This is a genomic window from Hymenobacter lapidarius (assembly GCF_001816145.1).
Lineage (GTDB): Bacteria > Bacteroidota > Bacteroidia > Cytophagales > Hymenobacteraceae > Hymenobacter > Hymenobacter lapidarius.
Window position 1 is genome coordinate 17,517 of sequence record NZ_MDZB01000104.1, and the last position, 20,307, is coordinate 37,823.

The window sequence follows — 20,307 nt, forward strand, 5'->3', positions numbered from 1 at the left end:
AAATAGGAAAAAAAGGCCTATTCAACCGCGTCCACGAACGCGAATTGCTGCCCGTCAAACAACCCTTTGTCGCTCAGCTTTAGGCTGGGAATTACCAGCAGTGCCATGAAGGAGAGGGTCATAAAAGGAGCCCCCAGGGGCGAGCCCAGCTGCTTGGCCAGCCCATCAACCGCCGCATAGTCCTGAGCTACCAGCTGCCCATCCTGGTCCGACATGAGCCCGGCTACGGGCAGCGGCACGAGTATTTCCTGGCCATCGGGGCCCACGGCGGCCAGTCCGCCCTTGGCCGCAATCACCAGGTTGACAGCTCGCGCCAGACTGGCGTCGTCGCAGCCCACGGCCGTGATGTTGTGCGAGTCGTGGCCCACGCTGCTGGCCAGCGCCCCGTGCCGGAGCCCAAAGCCCCGGATAAACGCCACGGCCGGCGCCACGTGCGGCTGGTAGCGGTTGATAACGGCCAGCTTGAGCACGTCTGCCGCCACATCGGGTACTACAAGGCCGCTCGCTACGCGGGCTGGCAAGTCTACCCGGGCGGTGATGAGCTGGCCATCGAAGCACTCGATAACGCGCAGCACCGGCTGCTCGCCGTGCGGGGCGGGCAGTTGGAAGTCCTCGGCCCGCACGGGCTGGGCGTGGAAGTTGTTGACCACCGCAATGGGAACGGCCGGCAGCAGCGACTGGCCGTTTTCGGCTACCAGTACCCCGCTTAGGTAGGTTTGCAAAACATCGAAATTCTGCAAGTCCCTGACCACGATAAAGTCGGCCGCGTCGCCCACTTCGAGCAGGCCCACGGGCAGGTTGTAGTGCTTCACAGGGTTGATGCAGGCCACGCGCAGCACCTGAAACACGTCGGCCCCGAGGGCCACGGCGCGCTGTACCAGCTGGTTGATGTGGCCCAGCACCAGCGTGTCGGGGTGCTTGTCGTCGGAGCAGAACATCAGGTTGGCGTAGTGCTCGGGCAGCAACTCAATCAGGGCGTCGAAATTGCGGGCGGCCGAGCCTTCGCGGATGAGGATTTTCATGCCCACGGCCAGCTTGTCGCGCGCTTCGGCTGCCGTGAAGCACTCGTGGTCGGTGCTGATGCCGGCGCTGGCGTAGTGGGCCGCGTCGTGGCCGCGCAGGCCGGGGGCGTGGCCGTCTACGGGGCGGCCGGCGGCTTGCGCAATGGCAATTTTGGCCATTACGTCGCTGTCGCGGTGTAGCACGCCGGGCCAGTTCATCACCTCGGCCAGGTAGCCGATTTTGGGATTCTCAAAGAGTTTGGCGATGTCGGCAGCCGTGATTTCGGCCCCGGCGGTTTCAAATGGCGTGGCCGGTACGCAGCTGGGGGCCCCAAAGCAGAAGTTGAACGGCGAGTGGCTGGCGTTTTCCAGCATGAATTCCACGCCGGCCACGCCCAGCACGTTGCCGATTTCGTGCGGGTCTGATACGGTGGCCACCGTGCCGTGCGTCACGGCCAGGCGGGCAAACTCGGTGGGCACCAGCAGGGAGCTTTCCACGTGCACGTGGGCGTCCACGAAGCCCGGCAGGACGTAAGGCAAGGTCGGGTCGGGCTCGGCCTCGCTGGTAGGGGCAATGCTGACGATGCGGCCCGCCTCCACGGAAATAACGGCGGGCTGAATGGAACGAGCAAAAACGTCGACGACGTTGGCGAGGAGAGAAAAATTGGTGGGAGTCATGCGAAAAGCAAAGGATGGGGGAGCAAGCCTATCGGCTCAGCCCGCAAAGAACCTTAACTTTGAGTAAAATACCTGCCATGAGGAAGTCCCTGTCGTTTCTGCTGTTGCTGGTTCTGGTGCTCAGCCTGGGGGCCAGCACCCTGAGCAGCTGCGCCCGCCGCACCACGCAGCAAAAGAAAACCAGTTGGTACAAGAAACACGGCCGCGGCAAAGCCGAGCCCTGTCCCTGTGACCGGTAGGCTGGGGGGGGGGAGTTACAAGTTACAAGCTGCAAGCCGCCGCTGGGTGGGGGCAATATTACAGGAGCTGCGGCCGGCCGCTGGCTGAAACCTAAGAAAATCGGGCCTTTGCTCGCAACACTCAATGAAGCTGTTTAGAAAGTCAAAAGAACGTCATGCTGAGCTTGTCGAAGCATCTCTACCGCTTCGTAGCATTAGTAATCCAACGAAGCGGTAGAGATGCTTCGGCTCCGCTCAGCATGACGTTCTCATTACATTCAACGACTTTCTAAACAGCTTCAACGCTTACAGCCGGTGGTTTCAGCCACTACGGCACCCTTGCAATTATTATAATTTACAATGGCCGACGAAACTTCCGCACCTCTCGCTTCCATTCTAGCCGCTGCCGAACAGGTGCGGGTACAGCTAAAGCTTAAGGCCTTCGATGCCGAAGCCGTGGCTCATTTAGCCAACTTTATTGAGGCCCAGCGAGGCAAGCTGCCCGCCGCCGAGCGCGAAGGCGTGGTGATGGCCATGGGGTGCTTTCTGGGGCAGTGCCTGGTGCAGGTGTACCGGGGCGAATGGGGCACCGGCCGCGACGGTACCACGGGCGTGGGGCTGGCCGGAAACTATTTTTTTAACCCCTTCCATTTAGTCAATGCGCAACTGAATGAGGGAGAAAGCGCGTCAGTAGCGGCCTTTTTTGCTTCGGTGCCCACTCGCTTAAAGACGCCACCCGCCGCGCGTAAGGCTTGGATTTCGTAATCTTGCGGGGCCAATGGCCGCCCGCGTCGTTATGAAACAACTCGTTATCGCCATTGATGGTTACTCCTCGTGCGGAAAAAGCACGACTGCTAAGGCCGTAGCCGCGGCCCTGCATTACGCTTACGTGGACACCGGCGCCATGTACCGCGCCGTGACGCTGTACTTGCTGGAGCACCACATTTCCTTTGAGGATTTGGCCGGCGTGGAGCAGGCCCTGCACACCCTGCAAATCAGCTTCCGCCGCAACCGCCGCACGGGCCGCAACGAGGTGTTCCTCGACGGCGCAAACCGCGAAGACGACATCCGCCAGATGGTGATTTCCAACTCGGTGAGCGAAGTATCGGTCATTCCCATGGTGCGGCACGCCATGGTGGCCCAGCAGCAGCGCATGGGCCGCAAGCGCGGCGTGGTGATGGACGGCCGCGACATTGGCACCACCGTGTTTCCGGACGCCGAAGTGAAGGTGTTTATGACCGCCGATGTGGTGGTGCGCGCCGAGCGCCGGCAAGTAGAGCTGGCCCAGAACGGCGAGCAGGTCGCCCTCGACGACATTATTGAAAACCTCCGCAAGCGCGACCACCTCGACTCGACCCGCACCGAAAGCCCCCTGCGCCGCGCCGCCGACGCCGTGCTGCTCGACACCACGCACCTTGTGATTGAAGAGCAGGTGGATTTTGTGCTGGAACGGGTATCGGCCGCGCTGTTTACGCCGCAGGCGTAGCGGCTAGGAATTCAGGAACCGTTTTGCGTCTGGGCGCGTCAGCAGCTTTACAGCCAGCAGCACGAAACCCGCGACAGTGAGGGCTATTGAGCTTAGAAGCAGGACATCGGCACCGGCCCAATGTTCGATTTTGAACAAAGCACCAACAAGGGCAGTCAATATGCCCAGGAGCAGGAAGATAACGGCGTGTTTGATTTTCATAAGGGGCAGAATCAGGGGTCAAGATGCGGTTTTTTGCTAATCTTGACTTTAGCCTTTTGGAGGTTGGGTAGGGACAAAAAAGAAACCCGCCGGGTGGGGCAGGCTTAGCTTTGGGTAACGACACCGTGCTGCTATGCCCACCTTCCCCCGCGAGTTTCAAGCCGTAATAATACCCTATTCCGGCCACTTTTGCTGCCGCGTCTTCGCTCACGTGCAGCTCTTGCTGCTCGGGGCCATCCTAGCCCCGGGTAAACGCACCATCACGTCGGTGCTGCGCATCGTGGGCCTGGGCCAGCAGCCGGCCTGGCACAAGTACCACCGGGTACTGAGCCGGGCCAAGTGGAGCGCCCGCGCCGCCAGCCGCCAGCTGCTGGGCCAGCTCGTGGACACGTTTTTGCCCGCCGGCCCGCTCGTTTTCGGGCTGGACGAAACGCTGGAGCGCCGCTGGGGGCCGCGCATCGCCGCCCGCGGCATCTACCGCGATGCCGTGCGCAGCAGCGATTCCCACCTGGTCAAGTGCAGCGGCCTGCGCTGGCTCAGCGTTTGTCTGCTTACGCCTCTGCCCTGGGCCGCGCGGGTCTGGGCCTTGCCCGTGCTCACGTTACTGGCCCCCTCCGCCGGCTGGGCGAAGGCGCAGGGCCGCCGCCATAAAAAAAGTCACGGACTGGGCCCGGCAAGCGGTCTGCCAACTGGCCCGCTGGTTGCCCGGCCGCCAGCTCATTTGCTTGGGCGACAGCGGCTACGCGTGCTCACGCTGCTGGCCGCGACGCGCGCCCACGCCAGCTGGCTCACGCGCCTGCGCCTGGACGCGGCCCTGTATGCACCGGTCCCGGAGCGGGTGGCGGGCCAGCGGGGGCGCACCCGGGTCAAGGGCGCACGCCTGCCCGGCCTGGCCCAGGTGGCGGCCGCGGCCAGCACCGGCTGGCAGACGCTCACGCTGCCCGTCGATGCCCGGGGGCAGACCCGAACGGTGGCGCTGGCCACGGGCACGGCCCTGTGGTACTCGGCTGGCACGGTCGTGCCCATTCGCTGGGTGCTGGTGCGCCCGGCCGGTGAGCCGCTGGCAACGCTGCAGGCGTTGTTGAGCACGGACCTGGCCCTGGAAGCGGCCACCATCGTGACCACCTACGCCCAGCGCTGGGCCCTGGAAGTGACCTTCGCCCAGGTGCGCGCCCACCTGGGCGTGGAAACCCAACGCCAGTGGAGCGAGCGGGCCATCGCCCGCACCACGCCCGTGCTGCTGGGCCTGTTTTCGCTCGTCACGTTGCTGGCCAACCGCCTGCACGCCCGGGGCTTGTTACGGGCTCAGGCCTGCGCCTGGTATCAGAAGCAGGCGCCGAGCTTTAGTGACGCACTGGCGGCCGTACGCCGCTATTTGTGGGCCGAAACGATTTTTGACAACTCGCCCAAGGACACCGTCCTGCTCAAAATTCCACGCCACCAGCTCCACATCTGGCAAGAGGCCCTGGCATGGGCTGCGTAGGGCTAAAGTCAAGCTAATTATAATGCAATTTTCCGGGCTGGTGCGGATTCCGGGCTGGCGCGCGTTTGCGACGCGTGACCTCCTGGCGTCGAGCCTGGGGCTCGGGTGAAGCGGTTTGGCCGGCCTACCTGCGAGTCGTTCGCCAGCGAGCCGCAGGCTCGGCACCAATCGGCAGCGCGTCGCAGACGCGCGCCAGCTGCAGGGCCGGAACCCCAAAGTTGGGCCAACATTTGCGGAGGGCGCCACGGCCCAGGCCGTACCTTTGCCCCGGCGAACCCCAGGGGCCCGCGCGGTGTTAGACTCTCAGCATGAACGTCACGATAGATAAGAATTCCGGCTACTGCTTCGGCGTAGAATTCGCCATTCAGATGGCCGAAGACGAGCTGGCGCAGGGCCAGCAGCTGTATTGCCTGGGCGACATCGTACACAACCGCATGGAGGTGGAGCGCTTGCACCAGCGGGGCCTGCGCATCATCGACCGCGAACAGCTGGCCGAGCTGCACGACACCAAAGTCCTCATTCGGGCCCATGGCGAACCGCCCGAAACCTACCAGCTGGCCCTGAAAAACAACCTGGAACTGATTGACGCCAGCTGCCCGGTGGTGCTCAAGCTGCAGAACCGCGTGAAGCACGCCTTCGACCTGAGCCAGCGCCAGGACGGCCAGATTGTTATTTATGGCCAGCCCGGCCACGCCGAAGTAGCCGGCCTCGCGGGCCAGACCGGTAACCGCGCCATCATTGTGATGAACGAAGCCGACCTCGACCAGATTGACTTTGCCTGCCCCGTTACCTTGTTCAGCCAAACCACCAAAAGCACGGCCGGCTTCTACAAGATGAAGGCCCTGATGGAAGCCCGCATCACGGCCGCCGGCGGCCAGCTCGACAGCTTTGATGCCAACGACAGCATTTGCCGGCAGGTGAGCAACCGCGAGCCCGCGCTGGCCAAATTTGCCACCGAGTACGATGTGGTGCTTTTTGTGAGCGGCCGCAAAAGCTCCAACGGCAAAGCCCTGTTTTCAGTGGTGAATGCCATCAACCCGCGCAGCTACTTCATCGAGAACGAGACCGAGGTGGAAGCAGAGTGGCTGGTGGGGGCGCACACGGTGGGGATTTGCGGTGCCACCAGCACGCCGCTCTGGCTGATGCAGCAGGTGGCCCAGCGCATTGAAGGCGTGGGTGCGCTGGCGTAGGCGGTGCGAGTATGGCCGGCTGGCAGCGGCTGGCTAACAGACTTGGGGAGTGTTTTTTCGGCTCCTGCGGACTTGTGGACTTCTTGTGCAGAAAATAGCAGCGGACATGGGTTCGCTGCTATTTTCTTTTTCCGGAGGGCTTAAACTCAGACGGCAGGATGCTGTCCCATCGACCCCACCGCTGTTTTCAGTACGCTGCCCCGCGCACTTTTTATAATTACATAGTTTGTGGCTGATGAGTTGCTGCCAAGTCGCATGGCTGTGCGGCTTTGGGTTTGGGCAGCGGTAGATTTGCCGGGCATCATCTTCTTATCATTTTCCCGCCCTTTCTTTCCGCTTTACTTCTCTCCATTCATCCATTCATCTCACCCAAACGGTCATGCGAACACCCATACCTGCCCTTCCAAATACCAGAGCCGCCCGCCAGCTTTCCCGCTTCGCGACCCCGCCAGCCCGGCTGCTGGCTTTACTGCTGTTGCTGTTGCCCGCCTTTGCGTGGGCGCAGGTGCAGACTCCCACCACGATTACGCCCATTAGCCTGGGCAATACGGCCTACACGCAGGATTTCAATACCCTGGCCTCGACGGGCACCAGCTCGGCGGTGCCGGCCGGCTTCGGGTTTGTGGAAACCAACGCCGGCACGGGCACCGGTGCCAACGACACGTACACGGCCGTAACCGTTACGGCCACCAGCGCCCCCAGCGCCGGCGATACCTACAGCTTCGGCTTCGGCACATCGGCCACCACCGACCGGGCGTTCGGCAGCATTCGCAGCGGCTCGTTGGTGCCGCAGTTCGGCTTTGCCTTCACCAATAACACGGGAGCGGCAGTAAACAGCGTCACGGTGAGCTATACCGGCGAAGTGTACCGCTTGGCCAGCACGACCACTGCGCGGGCCGACCGGCTGGATTTTCAGTACAGCACCACCGCTACGTCGCTCTCGGCGGGCACCTACACGGACGCGGACGCGCTGGACTACACCGGGCCGGTAAACTCCAATACCACGAGCACGGGCTACGACGGCAACGACCCCGCCAACCGCACCACGGTTACTGGCATCATCACCGGTTTGTCGATTACGCCCGGCGCTACCTTCTACATTCGGTTCTCTGATTTTGACGCGGCGGGCTCCGACGATGGCCTGGCCATCGACGATTTCTCTATCACGGCCGGCGCGAGCAACGCTTGCAACGCTGCTTTCTCCTACAGCGGCTCGCCCTTTTGCCAGAACGGCACCAACCCCACGCCGACGGTGACGGGCACGACGGGCGGCGTGTTCTCCTCGACCACGGGCCTGGCCATCACCGCCTCCACGGGCACCATCAACTTAGTGGCCTCCACGCCCGGTACCTACACCGTGACCTACACGGTTTCCTCTACCTGTAGCAGTACGCAGAGCGTGACCATCACGGCGCTGCCGAAGGCGGACTTCAGCTACGCCAGTACGGCCAACACCTGCACCTCGAACACGGGCACGGTTTCGCCCACGCTGGCGACGGGGGCCACGGCGGGCACGTTCACCTCGACCACGGGCCTGACGCTCGATGCCACGACGGGGGCTGTCACGCCCTCGACCTCGACGCCGGGCACCTACACCGTGACCAACACAGTGCCGGCCGGCGGCGGCTGCCCGGCTGTGTCGGCCACGGCCCCCTTCACCATCAACGCCCTGCCGGCGGCCACGCTCACGGCCGGCGGGCCCACCACCTTCTGCCAGGGCGGCTCGGTGGTGCTGACCGCCGCGCCGACGGCGGGGGCCACCTACCAGTTCTTCAACGGGACGACGAGCCAGGGCCCGGCCTCGGCCACGAACACGCTCACGGCCACGGCCGGCGGCTCGTACACCGTGGCGGTGACCAGCGCCGCCGGCTGCGCGGCCACCTCGGCCCCCGTGGCCGTCACGGTCAACCCGCAGAGCACGGCCACGTTCGCCTACAGCGGCTCGCCCTTTTGCCAGAACGGCACCAACCCCACGCCGACGGTGACGGGCACGGCGGGCGGCACGTTCTCCTCGACCACCGGCCTGACCATCACCGCCTCCACGGGCACCATCGACCTGGCGGCTTCCACGCCCGGCACCTATAGCGTGACTTACAGCGTGGGCGGCAGCTGCCCCTCGTCGGCCTCGCAGAGCGTGACCATTACGGCGCTGCCGAAGGCGGGCTTCAGCTATGCCAGCGCTTCGTATTGCACCTCGAATGCCACGGCCGTTTCGCCCACGCTGGCGACGGGGGCCACGGCGGGCACGTTCACCTCGACTGCGGGCCTGACGCTCGATGCCACGACGGGGGCCATCACGGCGAGCACCAGCACGCAGGGCACGTACACCGTAACCAACACGGTGCCCGCCGCCAACGGCTGCGCTGCGGTATCCTCGACGGCCACGGTGGCCATCACGGCTGCGCCGATTGCTACGTTCAGCTACGGCACGACTTCGACTTACTGCGTAAGCGGCACCACGGCTCCGGCGGTCGTGCTGGGCACGGGGGCCACGGCTGGCACGTTCAGCTCGACTACGGGCCTGACGATTAACGCCACGACCGGCGCCATCACGCTGTCGTCGTCTACTCCAGGTACTTATACTGTGACCAACACGATTGCCGCAGCCAACGGCTGCGCTCCGGTTACGGCGACGACGAGCGTGACCATCACGGCCGCGCTGGTGGCCGCCTTCTCCTACGGCCCCACCTCGACCTACTGCGTGAGCGGCCCGACGAACCCGGCCGTTGTGTTGGGCACGGGGTCCACGGCGGGCGCGTTCTCGTCCACCACGGGCCTTGGCCTGAACGCCACGACGGGCGACATTACCCTGTCGAGCAGTACGCCGGGCACCTACACCGTCACCAATACGGTGGCCGCCGCCAACGGCTGCGCCGCTACCACGGCCACGACCAGCGTAACCATCACGGCCGCGCCGGTGGCCACGTTCAGCTACCCCACCGCGGGGGCCTGCGCGGGCTCAACGGCCCTGGTGTCGCCCACGCTCGCCGCTAGCGCTACGGCGGGCACGTTCAGCTCGACCACGGGCCTGACGCTTAACGCCACGACCGGGGAGGTGAACCCGGCTACGTCGACCGCGGGCACCTACACCGTGACCAACACGGTAGCGGCGGCCAACGGCTGCGCGGCGGCCACGGCCACGGCCACCTTCACGGTGAATCCGCGTCCGGCCACTCCGACCTTGTCGGCGGCTTACAACGGCACGACGACCACGCTCACCTCGAGCGCGGCCACGGGCAACCAGTTCTCCCTCAACGGCACGGCCATCGCCGGTGCCACGGGCCAGACCTACGTCGTCAACGGTGCGCCCGCCCAGCTCGGCTCCTACACCGTGACCACCACCAACGCCAACGGCTGCACCTCGCTGCCCTCGGCCTCGCTCGTGGTTACCTCCATTGCGAAGCCCTTGGCCGGCAGCACGTTGAGCGTGTATCCTAACCCGACGCCCAATGGGCTGCTCACCGTGGAGCTTGCCGGCTACCACAAAGCCGTGGAGCTGACCGTGCTCAATGCCCTGGGCCAGACGGTGTTTTCGAACACGGTACCAGCCGCGTCGGGCACAACGAAGCAGGTGGTCGACCTGACGCAGCTGCCTGCGGGCATTTACGTCCTGCGCGCCAAAACCGAAGGCGGCCTCGATTCGCGCCGCGTCGTGAAGCAATAGCCGCCTTGCTGCCAGGTTTGTCCTACAGTGATATAGGCAGACAGGGAAGCGCACAAAAAATGCTCCGGTCAGTTGGTCGGAGCATTTTTTATGGAAAATAGCTGAGCTTTTCTGCGTGCGCAGACCCAGTCAAATAGCAGATATCCAGGCTATAATGAGGAAGGTTTTCTGGAATCTTCCTGCTGCTTGCGTAGGCCAGCTTGCTTCGAGATATCAGGGCTTCAACTTCCGCTCGTACAACCTCTGGCTCTCCTCATCAAACACCACGAACGTCACCGTCTGCGGCCACGCGTGGGCCGCCAGCCACTGCCGCACCTCGCGTACGACTAGGGCGGCGGCGGCTGGTTTGGGATAGCCGTAGATGCCGGTGCTGATGCCGGGGAAGGCGACGCTTTCAAATTCCCGCGCCGTCGCGATTTTCAGGCAGCTTTGATAACATTGAGCCAGTTCTTCGGCTTCGTGCTGATTACCGCCGTGCCACACTGGACCGGCGGTTTGAATGACGAAAGCTGCTGGTAGGTTTCCGCCGGTTGTGGCTACAGCCTGCCCGGGCGGGAGGCCGGAAGGGTATTTCCGGGCGCGCAGAAATCGACATTCCTCCAAAATCTTAGGCCCGCCGGCGCGGTGAATGGCCCCGTCGACCTCGCCGCCACCGAGCAGGCTGGAATTGGCGGCGTTCACAATGGCCGCCACTGGCTGGCGGGTGATGTCGCCCTGCACAAGCTGGACGCGGGTAGAAAGGGGAGGAGCAGGCATGAAGAAGCGGGTTGTAATGGATAGCGAAGGTCAGCGATTCAGGCCTTGGGTGTCGGTCCCAGCATCGGATATGGGCGTGGCGGCATGGCGGTTCAGCTCCCGCTTTCGGTGCTTGGGGAGCCTTTTCCGACCGTTCGGCAACAGTCGTTTGCGGCCGGGTTCGCCAACTGGCTACCTTTAAATCATCAAATCCAACCAACTTCAACATCAAGCACATGGAACCCCTGCAACGCGACCCCGACCTGTGGCAAAAAGCCAAAGCCCGCGCCAAGTTTCAGGCGAACCTGCTCTCGTTTCTGTTCGTGAACGCGACGCTGTGGCTTATCTGGGCTTTCATAGAGCCCCACCATTCGGGCCGGCCTTTCCGCACCGAAGTACCCTGGCCGCTGTGGGTGACCTTCTTCTGGGGCCTGGGCCTGATTAAGCGCGGCATCGTGGCCTACGGCGGCTTCACCTACGAGCAGCGCACGCAGCGCGAGTACGCCCGCCTCGTCCGCGCGCAGACCGACCCGCTCGACCGCTACCGCTAGACAGTGCCGGGCGTTTAGCCGGCGCTCCATTATGATGAATCCTTCCTTTTTTCTGCTCCGGCCAAATCTAAATTGCCTGCGGAGATATCCGCGAGCCCGACGGGTTCGGCCGGCTTGGTTTGGGTGGCCAAGGCAGCGCGGTGGGTTATGCAGGTTTGCATCACTCCCACCTCCTATATTCACCGCATGAACCGACCCCCCAAGCGCCTGCTCGGCCGCCGCGAGTTGGTTGATTTCCCGGCCTTTGCGCTGGGCGGCGTGGAGGCCAAAGTCGACACCGGGGCCTACACCAGCGCCATTCACTGCACTAACATTCACCTCGAAACCAACGGCCAGGGCCAGCCCCTGCTGGTGGTTGAACTGCTCGACCCCGGCCATGAAGGCGCCGACGGCCGGCCGCTGGCCTTTACCGAATTTGCCCTGCGCGACATTCGCTCGTCGAACGGCGAGGTGCAGGAACGGTACGTTATTCGGGCGGTGGTGCAGTTGTATGGTGAGAATTTTGAAGTCGACTTTTCCCTCTCCGACCGGTCCGATATGAAATACCCCGTACTGCTGGGCCGCAGCCTGTTGCAGCAGGGCCGCTTTGCGGTGGACGTGGCCAAACGCAACCTTTCCTACAAAGCCATGGCCCGCTCGGCCGCCCGCCGTGCCCGGCGCTGACCCCTTTTGTGCCGTAGTTTGCTGTTCGGAACCCCGCCCTATTCTTTCCATCCACCAACCCGTTGCCAACCCGTGAAACTGGCCATTCTCTCGCGTGAGCCGAAATCATACTCCACCAAACGGCTGGTGGAGGCTGCCCTGGCACAGGGCCACGAAGCCGTGGTGCTCGACCACCTGCACTGCAACCTGGTGCTGGAAAAGGGCCAGCCCGGCATTATTTACCAGGGCGAGCGGCTCGAAGACATCGACGCCATCATTCCGCGCATTGGCGCCTCGGTCACGTTCTACGGCACGGCCGTGGTGCGGCAGTTTGAGATGATGAAGGTGCACACCGCCGTGGACAGCCAGGCCATTGTGCGCTCACGCGACAAGCTGCGCTCGATGCAGATACTGAGCCGCGCCGGCGTGGGAATGCCCAAAACCGCGTTTACCAACTTCTCGGCCGATGTGCCGGCCATGATAAATCAGGTGGGCGGCGCCCCGGTCATCATCAAGCTGCTGGAAGGTACGCAGGGCCTGGGCGTGGTGCTGGCCGAGTCGGCCAAAGCGGCCCAGTCGGTGATTGAGGCGTTCCACAACCTCAAGGCCCGTATCATTGTGCAGGAATTCATTGCCGAAAGCAAAGGGGCCGACCTCCGCGCCTTTGTGGTGGATGGGGAAGTGGTGGGTGCCATGAAGCGCCAGGGCAAGGAGGGCGAGTTCCGCTCGAACCTGCACCGCGGCGGCACCGGCACGCTGGTGAAGCTAAGCCGGGCCGAGAAAGCCGCCGCCCTGCTCGCCACCAAAGCCCTGGGCCTGGCCGTGGCCGGCGTCGACATGCTACAGAGCCTGCGCGGGCCGCTGGTTTTGGAGGTAAACTCGTCGCCGGGCCTGGAGGGCATCGAAAAAGCCACCAATCAGGACATTGCCGGCCGCATTATTGAGTACACTGCCATGCTGGGGGGGGCAGAAAAAGCCAAGCCCAAACCCAAGAAAGCCACCGGTCGCGCCGTGGATGCGCAGTCGGATGTGCCGGCCGGCACCTAGCCCGCTCCCCTCCTTTTTTAAGGATGAGATGTTCGGGCCAACGGCCCGGACGGGGGTGGTGCCCCTCGTTGCACGATGGGCGAACGATGAGAGGGTACATTATTCGGCCGTTGTTCGGGTGTCGTTCAACGACTTTACCACCCCAGCTTACGTTTTGCGTAAGCGTCCCCTCCTTAAAAAAGGAGGGGAGTTTGCCATTCTTACAGTTGCTTATGCTTGCCCCTGCACCGCCGTTTCACCTCAATGGCCTCGTCATTCAGCCCGGCGAGCAGGTGCTCACGCGGCTGGTGATTTCCAAGCTGCCCTCGGGCACGGTGATTGACGTGCCGGTACATGTGCTGCGCGCCACCGAGCCCGGCCCCACGCTGTTGCTCATGGCCGGCATGCACGGCGACGAGGTGAACGGAATCGAAACCATTCGGCGGCTGGTGCGGCGCGAGTTGCTGATGCCGCTGCGGGGCAGCGTCATCGCCGTTCCCATCCTCAACATCTACGGGTTCCTGAATTTCAGCCGCGACGTGCCCGACGGCAAGGACGTGAACCGCTCGTTTCCGGGGTTTCCGCGCGGGTCGTTGGCCGGGCGCGTGGCTCACCGCTTCATGCGCGAAATCATGCCCCTGATTGACTACGGCATCGATTTCCATACCGGTGGGGCCGCGCGGGCCAACTTCCCGCAGGTGCGCTGCCAGCTCGGCGTCGACCCGCTGGTGGATGCCTTGGCGGCGGCCTTTGCGGCGCCTTTCACGGTGCACTCCGCCCTGCGGCCCGGCTCCCTGCGCGAGGCGGCGCAGGGCCTGGGCAAGCGCATCATCGTGTACGAAACCGGCGAAAGCCTGCGCCTCGACGAGCCCGGCATTGAGGAAGCGCTGGCGGGTACCCTGCGCGTGATGCACCACCTTGGCATGGGGCCGGCGGCGCCCGTGCCCAGCCGGCCCGGCATTGTGTGCCGGCGCCATACGTGGCTGCGGGCCCGGTTTGCGGGCCTGTTTCGGGCCCTGGTTGAGAACGGGCAATTCATTAAGAAGGGTCAGATATACGGCTCCGTGGCCGACCCCTACGGGCAGCAGGCCGTGCGGCTGGAGTCGCCGGTGAGTGGCTACGTCATCGGCCTCAACCACATGCCGGTGGTGAACCAGGGCGATGCGCTGCTGCACATAGCGGTGCCGGAGTAAGGAGGGCGGGGCAGCCACCGGGACGAAAATTGAAGTTCGAGGCGTGCCGTTAAGCGCACGCTATTCCCTTACTTTTGTCCTTTCCTCATCTTCTTTGTCAATGAAAAACCCGATTCAATTAACCATTAACATTGCGCTGCTGCTGGCGGTGGCCGTTTTGTATTTCCTGCATTTCAGCAATCGGGTGGTTGCCCCCGCCATTGCCACCGATAAATCCATGGCCGTGATGGCCTCGCCCAACCTGAGCACGGCCGATACCACTGCCGCCGCTGAAGCGACCGAAACCCCCGCGCTGGCTGCTGCTACCACCGCTCCCACCACCAGCGCCGACGGCAAGATTGCTTACGTGGAGTCGAGCAAAATGCTGGACGGCTACCAGGGCATGAAAGACGCCCGCAAAGCCTTTGAGGGCAAAGCCCGCGGCTGGGAGCGCCAGAACCAATCCATGCTGACCGACTTCAAAGCCGCCGTGGAAGCCTACCAGAAGCAAGCCCCGACCCTCTCGGCCGAGCAGCGTGCTGCCACCGAGCAGAAATTGCAGGAGCAGCAGCAGCAAGTGGGCCAAAAGCAGCAGCAACTCCAGGCCCAGGCCCAGGAGGAAGAAGCCAAGCTGACCCAAAAGGTGCTCGAAAGCGTGAACAAGAAGGTGGAAGCCTATGGCAAAGCCAACGGCTACAAACTGATTCTGATTGCGGCCCCCAGCGGCACCATTGCCTACGGCCAGAAGGACCTCGACATCACCACGCCGGTGCTGGCCTACCTGAACGCCGAGTACCGGAAGTAACTGACCGAGCAACCCGCGGGTGATTGCCGAAATAGTTGAAGTGGGTTAAACCTGGGCTGCTGCGCTGCGTCAAATGCAGCGCAACCCTCAGGATTCCACTTAAAACCATTTCAACTATGAAGACTCGCTCGTTTCTGTTGCTCGTGGCCCTGCTCTTTGCCGGCCAGCTGGTAGCCAGTAGCCCGGCCAGCGCGCAGGTGGTAATACGCGCCGGCTACCATGCTCCGCGGCGGGTACATTACGCGCCGCGCTACTATGCGCCTCCGCGGCCTGCGGTGGTGTATGCCGCTCCGCCCCGGCCCGTGGTGGTGCCAGCGCCATACTACGCGCCCCGTCGCTACTATGCGCCGCCCCGGGCCTACCATGGCCACCGGGGGCACTACGGCCGGCGCCGATAAGCCGGCGCCTGGTTGCAATCAGATTACCAAAAGCCTCGCCGTGCATCGGCGGGGCTTTTTTTCTGACCTTTGGGTGGTACCAAGGGCCGCATCGGTTGCGGCTTGGCTACGAAAAGCGCCTCTGCGCCGCACTCTTTACCACATGTCGGATTCCCCCTTATTTGCTTCCAAAAAGTGCCCTGCCTGCCAGCAGTGGTCGGCGTGGCAGCAACGGCCCGACGACCGTTGCGAGCACTGCGGCGCGCTCCTCGACCCGCGGGCGCTGGAAAGCGCCATCGCGCGCGAAGCCCTGGCCAATCAAAAAACCTCGTCGGTGATTCTGATGGAGATAAAGCCTACGGATAGCCCGGTAATGCGCTTTTTCAAGACCATTGTTCGGGGCGGGCAGCTGGCTTTCGCTGCTATCATGACGTTTATCCTGTGGCTGGTAGCGGCCGTGGCGGGCTAGCATGAAGCAGTGGCCGGAGTTTCGCCAGCCCCTGTTTGTGGCCGCCGCGGCCTTGTATGGCGCCTATCAGCTCAACCGGCACGTGCTGCAGTGGCCCCTGCCCGAGCTGCTCACCAGCTACCTGGCCGATACGGCCGGCATGCCCGTGATACTGAGCGTGGCCCTGGCCGCGCAACGGCGCCTGGTGATGCGCTCCCGCACATTTGTGCTGCCCGATTCCTGGCTGCTGGCGGCGTGGGCGTATGCCTCGGTCTGGTTTGAGGGACTGCTGCCGTACGTATGCGCCACTGCCGTGGCCGACCCGTGGGACGTAGTGGCCTACGCAGTGGGCACGCTGGCTTTTCGGCACTGGCTAAACCGCCCGGGCGGCTAGCCCGGAAAAGAAGGCGGTTGAAGGAACGTAAAATAGGGTATCGGCGCTTTCGGCGTACGTTTGGGGCGCTTTCGTTCCGAATAATTCTGCGTTGTCTACTGTATCCATTCTTTCTTCCGCTACTGCCTACCAACGGCCCCGCTGGATACTGCCCACCGTTGTGTTTGCGCAGTTTGCGTGCACTTCCCTCTGGTTTGCCGGCAATGCCGTGCTGCCCGATTTGCTGCGCGAAGTCCGGCTGGCGGGCACGTCGCTGGGTGCGGTGGTGTCGGCGGTGCAGCTTGGTTTTATCGTGGGGACGCTGGTTTTTGGCTTGCTGCAGCTGGCCGATAAAGTGGCGCCGGCCCGCCTCTTTCTGTGGTGCGCGGTAGCGGGCAGCCTCACCAATGCCGCGCTGCTGCTGCCGGAGCCCACGCCCGCCCTGGTGCTGGGGCTCCGCTTCGCTACCGGCCTGTGCCTGGCCGGCATTTACCCGGTAGGAATGAAAATAGCTGCCGACTACTACGAAAACGGCCTGGGGCGGGCGCTGGGGTACCTGGTTGGGGCGTTGGTGCTGGGCACCGCGCTGCCCCACCTGCTGCGCCTGCTCGCAGCCGACCTGTCCTGGAAAGCCGTGGTGCTCACCACCTCGGGGCTGGCCCTGGCGGGGGGACTGCTGCTGTGGCTGCTGGTGCCCAATGGCCCGTTTCGCCGGCCGGGCGCGCGGCTGCAGCTGCGCGCGGCCTGGGCCGTGTTTCGGGAGGGGCCGTTTCGGCGGGCGGCGCTGGGCTACTTTGGGCACATGTGGGAGCTGTACACGTTTTGGGCGTTTGTGCCGCTGCTGTTGGCCACGCACGCGCAGCTGCACCCCGAAAGTGGCGCGTTTGGTCCGGGCTGGGCCTTTGGGCTGATTGCGGCCGGGGCGCCGGCCTGCGTGCTGGGCGGCTACCTGGCGCAGCGCTGGGGCAGCCTGGGCACGGCCCGGGGGGCACTGGCCATATCCGGGGCCTGCTGCCTGCTGAGCCCGCTGCTGCTGGCGTTGCCGCGGCCGGCGTTTGGCGCGGTGGTGTTGGTCTGGGGCATGGCCGTGGTGGCCGATTCGCCGCAGTTCTCGGCCGTGGTGGCGCAGCGGGCGCCAGCCACGGCTACGGGCACGGCGCTCACGCTCGTTACCTGCCTGGGGTTTGCGCTTACCATCGTCAGCCTGCAGGCCTTTGCGGCGCTGCAGGGCCAGGTGGAGGCGCGCTACCTGTTTTTGCTGTTGGTGCCCGGCCCCGTGCTGGGCCTGCTGGCTACCCAGGCGGCCCGCGCCAGAATCAGTAGCAGTTGAGCAGCTATTTGAATAGGCCCTGTCATCCTGAGCTTGCGAAGACCTTATCACGGCTCCCGACGTCAGCAAGTCTAATCCCAGCGGCTGCAGACGCGATAAGGTCCTCCGCAAGCTCAGGATGACAGGCTTTTTAACTTTCTAAATGGCTTCGTAATTAAATAAGGTCGGCTGCTTGCCCTTCCCGCAAGGAATTACCATTGGCTTCTTCAGTATTTTCACTCATGAAACTCCTGTGTTTACTCCTGTTCGCGGCTGTGCTGGTACTGGCTGGTTGCAACCAGACCGCCCCCGTTACGTCCGCGCCCACGGCTGCCGCACCGGATGCGGTAGTCCCGGCCGATACTGCCCGGCTCGATTCGGCCATGGCCGCTGCCACCGCGCCACCTGCCGATAATGCAGCTGCCCCCGCGGCCATCCCGTCCCCGAAGGAGCTCGGTATCCTGCGGCTTTCCTTCTCTTTCAAGCCCGACCCTAATCCTGACGACCCGGCTCACCCCAAAACCAGCGCCCACCTGCTGCTGCAAGGCGCCAAGGCCATGGACATCGACCTGGGCAAATTTGCCGGCCAGCCCGATGTAGTGGACGCGGCTAAGGCCAAACTGGCCGGTTTTCCCAGGGGCATGCTCCTGGGGTTCCGCAGCTACCACGCCGCCTCGGGCACCAGCTCCGACCTGGCCGTGCTTAACGTGGATGGCAACCGCCTGCGCGTGGTGCAGCGCCGGGTAGAGGAAACCGCCACCGAGCCCGGTGCCTTCGAAACATCCCGCGAAATCCCCCTGCCGGCCAACACCCAGGTAGTGGCCGCGCCCCCGGCGAAGCAATAGCCCGGCGTGTAGCGCAAGGCGGCGCTTGGCGGCAGCGCGCCGGGTGGCCGTCGTAGTTTGTCGGGCCCTGACACTTTGCGTTGCGAAACAACCTGAAACGAATAAAATCAGTAAGTTAGGGCATGGATACAAACACACTTCTGGGCCCGCTGAAGGGCGCCACGCGCCGCGAAGTCGGTGGGGTAATTGTCGACGTGGTGCAAACCGGCAACGCCCGCGTCAAGCGCATTGTGTACCCGCGGGGGTTCCGCTGGTCCAGCAACATGAAGGAAATAGTGGGCACGCCGCTTTGCATGCACGCGCACGTGGGTTTCCTGGCCAGCGGCGAGTTCGATATTCAGTACGCCGACGGCACTGTTGAGAAGTTTGTGGCTCCGCAGGCCGTGGCCATCGCGCCGGCCCACGACGGCTGGGTAGTGGGCGAGGAGCCGGCCATTCTCATCGAGTTCGACTTTGAGGGCGAAACCGTGGAGCGCCTGGGCCTGAAGCGCGGCTAGGAGCAGCAGAAAAGGGCGCCGCCGCGGGCTTGCAGCGGCGTGCGAAATGGATGCTGCAACCTTCGGGCGGGCCACCGGTCAGGAAGCTGGTGGCCCCGCCCGGGGCGGCCTTTTCGCATTTCTCACCCTAATTCTGTTTGTTATGTCCTTGTCGTTTGCCTTGTATCGGTCGGTGCTGCTCTGCGTAGCGGCGGGCTCCTTGCTGTTGGGCTCCTGCCAAAAAAATACGGACGCTGTGCCCGAGGCGCCCGTAGTGCCGATGCGGCCGCTTACGTCCGCCGAGAAAAGCACCGTGTCCAGCTCCAACGCTTTTGCGTTTCGGGCGTTTGCCAAGCTTCGGAGTGGGGCCGCGGCGGCGGAAAACATGTGCGTGTCGCCGCTCAGTATTTCGGCCGCACTCACCATGGCCTACAACGGGGCCGACGGCAGCACCAAAGCCGACATGAGGCAGACGCTGGGCTTCACGCCGCAAACCGATGCGGAAACCAACGACTCGTTCAGGTCGCTGTTTGAGCTGCTCACGGGCATCGACAACAAAGTAAATTTCACTGCGGCCAACTCCATCTGGCACGGGCACCAGTACCAGCTGGCCGCGCCGTTTGTGCAGCAAAACCAGGCGTCCTTCGGGGCCACGGTGCAGGGCCTCAACTTCGCCTTGCCCACGGCCAAGGACGCCATTAATAATTGGGTGAATACCAAAACCCAGGGCAAGATTGCCAGCATCGTGGAGCAGACCCAGGCCAACGATGTCCTGTATTTGGTCAATGCCCTCTACTTCAAGGGCAGCTGGACCTACCGCTTCGACCCGCAGCAGACGCGCCCGGCGCCCTTCACCCTCGAAAACGGCCAAACCCGTACCGTGGATATGATGCGCCTTGCCAAGGGCAAGTACCGGCACTACGCCGATGCCCGGCAGCAGCTCATTGACCTGCCCTACGGCAACCGCCACTTTAGCATGACCCTGGTGGTGCCCCAGGGCAATGCCACTCTGAGCGAGGTAGCTGGCCGCCTCACCCAAGCTCAGCTTACCACCTGGCTGGCCGCGGCCGATACCACCACGCTGGAGCTGCGCCTGCCCAAGTTCCGGCTTGAGTACGAAAAGGAACTCAACGACGTCCTCACGCAGCTGGGCATGGGCGTGGCCTTCTCAAATCAAGCCGATTTCAGCCGCATGCTGGCGGGTGGTTCGGGCGGGCTGTCCATCAGCAGCGTCAAGCACAAAACGTACCTGGACGTGAACGAGGAAGGCACCGAAGCCGCGGCCGTGACGTCGATAGGCATCATCAAAACGTCGCTGCCGCCTGTGGTGCAGGTCGACCGGCCTTTCCTGTTCCTCATTCGCGAGAAGGAGTCCAAGGCCATTCTGTTTATGGGGCAGCTCACCAACCCGTAGGAAAAGAACAAGGTTGCTACTCTGGCTTTTTACGAAAGCCCTTGCCGCTATGCCGCTGGCAGGGGCTTTTTGGTTGAAAAGGCCGGCTAAGCTACCAGAACCATGTGCGGTTTTACTTTTCAAGCACGCTAGTTAAAGCTATGCCCTTTAGGGCAAGACTTTAGTTGCTACTCCCTTTCGGTAGCTTTGCCAGATGCAGCAGGCCCGCACTGG

General features: G+C 63.5%; 21 protein-coding genes. 18 read left to right on the top strand and 3 right to left on the bottom strand.

The annotated features are described in order from the left end of the window. Positions 1–17: 17 nt before the first annotated feature. Entirely contained in the window at positions 18–1,679 is a 1,662-nt protein-coding gene (gene ade / locus BEN47_RS10515; protein ID WP_070728261.1) for an adenine deaminase, read from the bottom strand. Positions 1,680–1,756: 77 nt separating this feature from the next. On the opposite strand from ade, the gene BEN47_RS21445 reads away from it, so the two are divergent. From BEN47_RS21445 to cmk, 3 genes are all read left to right on the top strand, one after another. After that, on the top strand, positions 1,757–1,918 hold the full coding sequence (locus tag BEN47_RS21445; RefSeq protein ID WP_158010178.1) for a hypothetical protein: 162 nt from the start codon (positions 1,757–1,759) through the stop codon (positions 1,916–1,918). Between the two features lie 339 nt (positions 1,919–2,257). After that, a complete protein-coding gene (locus tag BEN47_RS10520) occupies positions 2,258–2,662 on the top strand; it encodes a hypothetical protein (protein ID WP_070728266.1) in 405 nt (134 codons plus the stop codon). A 31-nt stretch (positions 2,663–2,693) separates the two neighbouring features. After that, positions 2,694–3,383: a (d)CMP kinase gene (gene cmk, locus BEN47_RS10525; protein WP_070728269.1), complete on the top strand. Its 690-nt coding sequence runs from the start codon at positions 2,694–2,696 to the stop codon at positions 3,381–3,383. 3 nt (positions 3,384–3,386) lie between these two features. Here cmk and BEN47_RS10530 read toward each other — a convergent pair whose 3' ends face one another. Beyond that, positions 3,387–3,584 carry a GldL-related protein gene (locus BEN47_RS10530; RefSeq protein WP_070728273.1) on the bottom strand — a complete coding sequence of 66 codons (198 nt, stop codon included), beginning with the start codon at positions 3,582–3,584 and terminating at the stop codon, positions 3,387–3,389. A gap of 133 nt (positions 3,585–3,717) precedes the next feature. Here BEN47_RS10530 and BEN47_RS10535 point away from each other — a divergent pair, with 133 nt between their 5' ends. The 3 genes from BEN47_RS10535 to BEN47_RS10545 all read left to right on the top strand — a co-directional run bounded on the left by BEN47_RS10535 (position 3,718) and on the right by BEN47_RS10545 (position 9,921). Next, entirely contained in the window at positions 3,718–5,067 is a 1,350-nt protein-coding gene (locus tag BEN47_RS10535) for an IS701 family transposase (protein ID WP_204378306.1), read from the top strand. A gap of 308 nt (positions 5,068–5,375) precedes the next feature. Then, complete coding sequence (locus BEN47_RS10540; RefSeq protein ID WP_070728276.1) at positions 5,376–6,257, top strand: 4-hydroxy-3-methylbut-2-enyl diphosphate reductase; 882 nt, start codon at positions 5,376–5,378, stop codon at positions 6,255–6,257. Between the two features lie 379 nt (positions 6,258–6,636). Continuing rightward, a complete protein-coding gene (locus tag BEN47_RS10545; protein WP_094123024.1) occupies positions 6,637–9,921 on the top strand; it encodes a beta strand repeat-containing protein in 3,285 nt (1,094 codons plus the stop codon). Between the two features lie 213 nt (positions 9,922–10,134). Here BEN47_RS10545 and BEN47_RS10550 read toward each other — a convergent pair whose 3' ends face one another. After that, entirely contained in the window at positions 10,135–10,677 is a 543-nt protein-coding gene (locus BEN47_RS10550) for an O-acetyl-ADP-ribose deacetylase (RefSeq protein ID WP_070728283.1), read from the bottom strand. Positions 10,678–10,892: 215 nt separating this feature from the next. Here BEN47_RS10550 and BEN47_RS10555 point away from each other — a divergent pair, with 215 nt between their 5' ends. The 12 genes from BEN47_RS10555 (at position 10,893) to BEN47_RS10610 (ending at position 20,094) form a co-directional block, all read left to right on the top strand. After that, positions 10,893–11,207: a 2TM domain-containing protein gene (locus tag BEN47_RS10555; protein ID WP_070728286.1), complete on the top strand. Its 315-nt coding sequence runs from the start codon at positions 10,893–10,895 to the stop codon at positions 11,205–11,207. Between the two features lie 186 nt (positions 11,208–11,393). Next, positions 11,394–11,870: an ATP-dependent zinc protease family protein gene (locus BEN47_RS10560; RefSeq protein ID WP_070728313.1), complete on the top strand. Its 477-nt coding sequence runs from the start codon at positions 11,394–11,396 to the stop codon at positions 11,868–11,870. Between the two features lie 72 nt (positions 11,871–11,942). Then, positions 11,943–12,896, top strand: coding sequence for a 30S ribosomal protein S6--L-glutamate ligase (gene rimK / locus BEN47_RS10565; protein ID WP_070728289.1), 954 nt, complete (start codon positions 11,943–11,945; stop codon positions 12,894–12,896). Positions 12,897–13,108: 212 nt separating this feature from the next. Next, positions 13,109–14,068 carry a succinylglutamate desuccinylase/aspartoacylase family protein gene (locus tag BEN47_RS10570; RefSeq protein ID WP_070728292.1) on the top strand — a complete coding sequence of 320 codons (960 nt, stop codon included), beginning with the start codon at positions 13,109–13,111 and terminating at the stop codon, positions 14,066–14,068. Between the two features lie 100 nt (positions 14,069–14,168). After that, positions 14,169–14,852: an OmpH/Skp family outer membrane protein gene (locus BEN47_RS10575; protein ID WP_070728295.1), complete on the top strand. Its 684-nt coding sequence runs from the start codon at positions 14,169–14,171 to the stop codon at positions 14,850–14,852. Positions 14,853–14,968: 116 nt separating this feature from the next. Beyond that, a complete protein-coding gene (locus tag BEN47_RS10580) occupies positions 14,969–15,250 on the top strand; it encodes a hypothetical protein (protein WP_083322318.1) in 282 nt (93 codons plus the stop codon). 142 nt (positions 15,251–15,392) lie between these two features. After that, positions 15,393–15,698: a hypothetical protein gene (locus BEN47_RS10585; RefSeq protein ID WP_070728297.1), complete on the top strand. Its 306-nt coding sequence runs from the start codon at positions 15,393–15,395 to the stop codon at positions 15,696–15,698. Between the two features lies 1 nt (position 15,699). Then, positions 15,700–16,071, top strand: a complete 372-nt coding sequence (locus BEN47_RS10590) for a hypothetical protein (protein ID WP_070728300.1) — start codon at positions 15,700–15,702, stop codon at positions 16,069–16,071. 91 nt (positions 16,072–16,162) lie between these two features. After that, positions 16,163–17,380: an MFS transporter gene (locus tag BEN47_RS10595; protein ID WP_239691563.1), complete on the top strand. Its 1,218-nt coding sequence runs from the start codon at positions 16,163–16,165 to the stop codon at positions 17,378–17,380. A 221-nt stretch (positions 17,381–17,601) separates the two neighbouring features. After that, positions 17,602–18,204, top strand: a complete 603-nt coding sequence (locus BEN47_RS10600; protein WP_070728301.1) for a hypothetical protein — start codon at positions 17,602–17,604, stop codon at positions 18,202–18,204. A gap of 122 nt (positions 18,205–18,326) precedes the next feature. Beyond that, the gene (locus BEN47_RS10605; protein ID WP_070728305.1) at positions 18,327–18,701 is read left to right on the top strand and encodes a cupin domain-containing protein; all 375 of its coding nucleotides are present in this window, start codon (positions 18,327–18,329) and stop codon (positions 18,699–18,701) included. Positions 18,702–18,843: 142 nt separating this feature from the next. After that, positions 18,844–20,094 carry a serpin family protein gene (locus BEN47_RS10610; protein ID WP_070728308.1) on the top strand — a complete coding sequence of 417 codons (1,251 nt, stop codon included), beginning with the start codon at positions 18,844–18,846 and terminating at the stop codon, positions 20,092–20,094. The last annotated feature ends 213 nt before the right edge of the window (positions 20,095–20,307 follow it).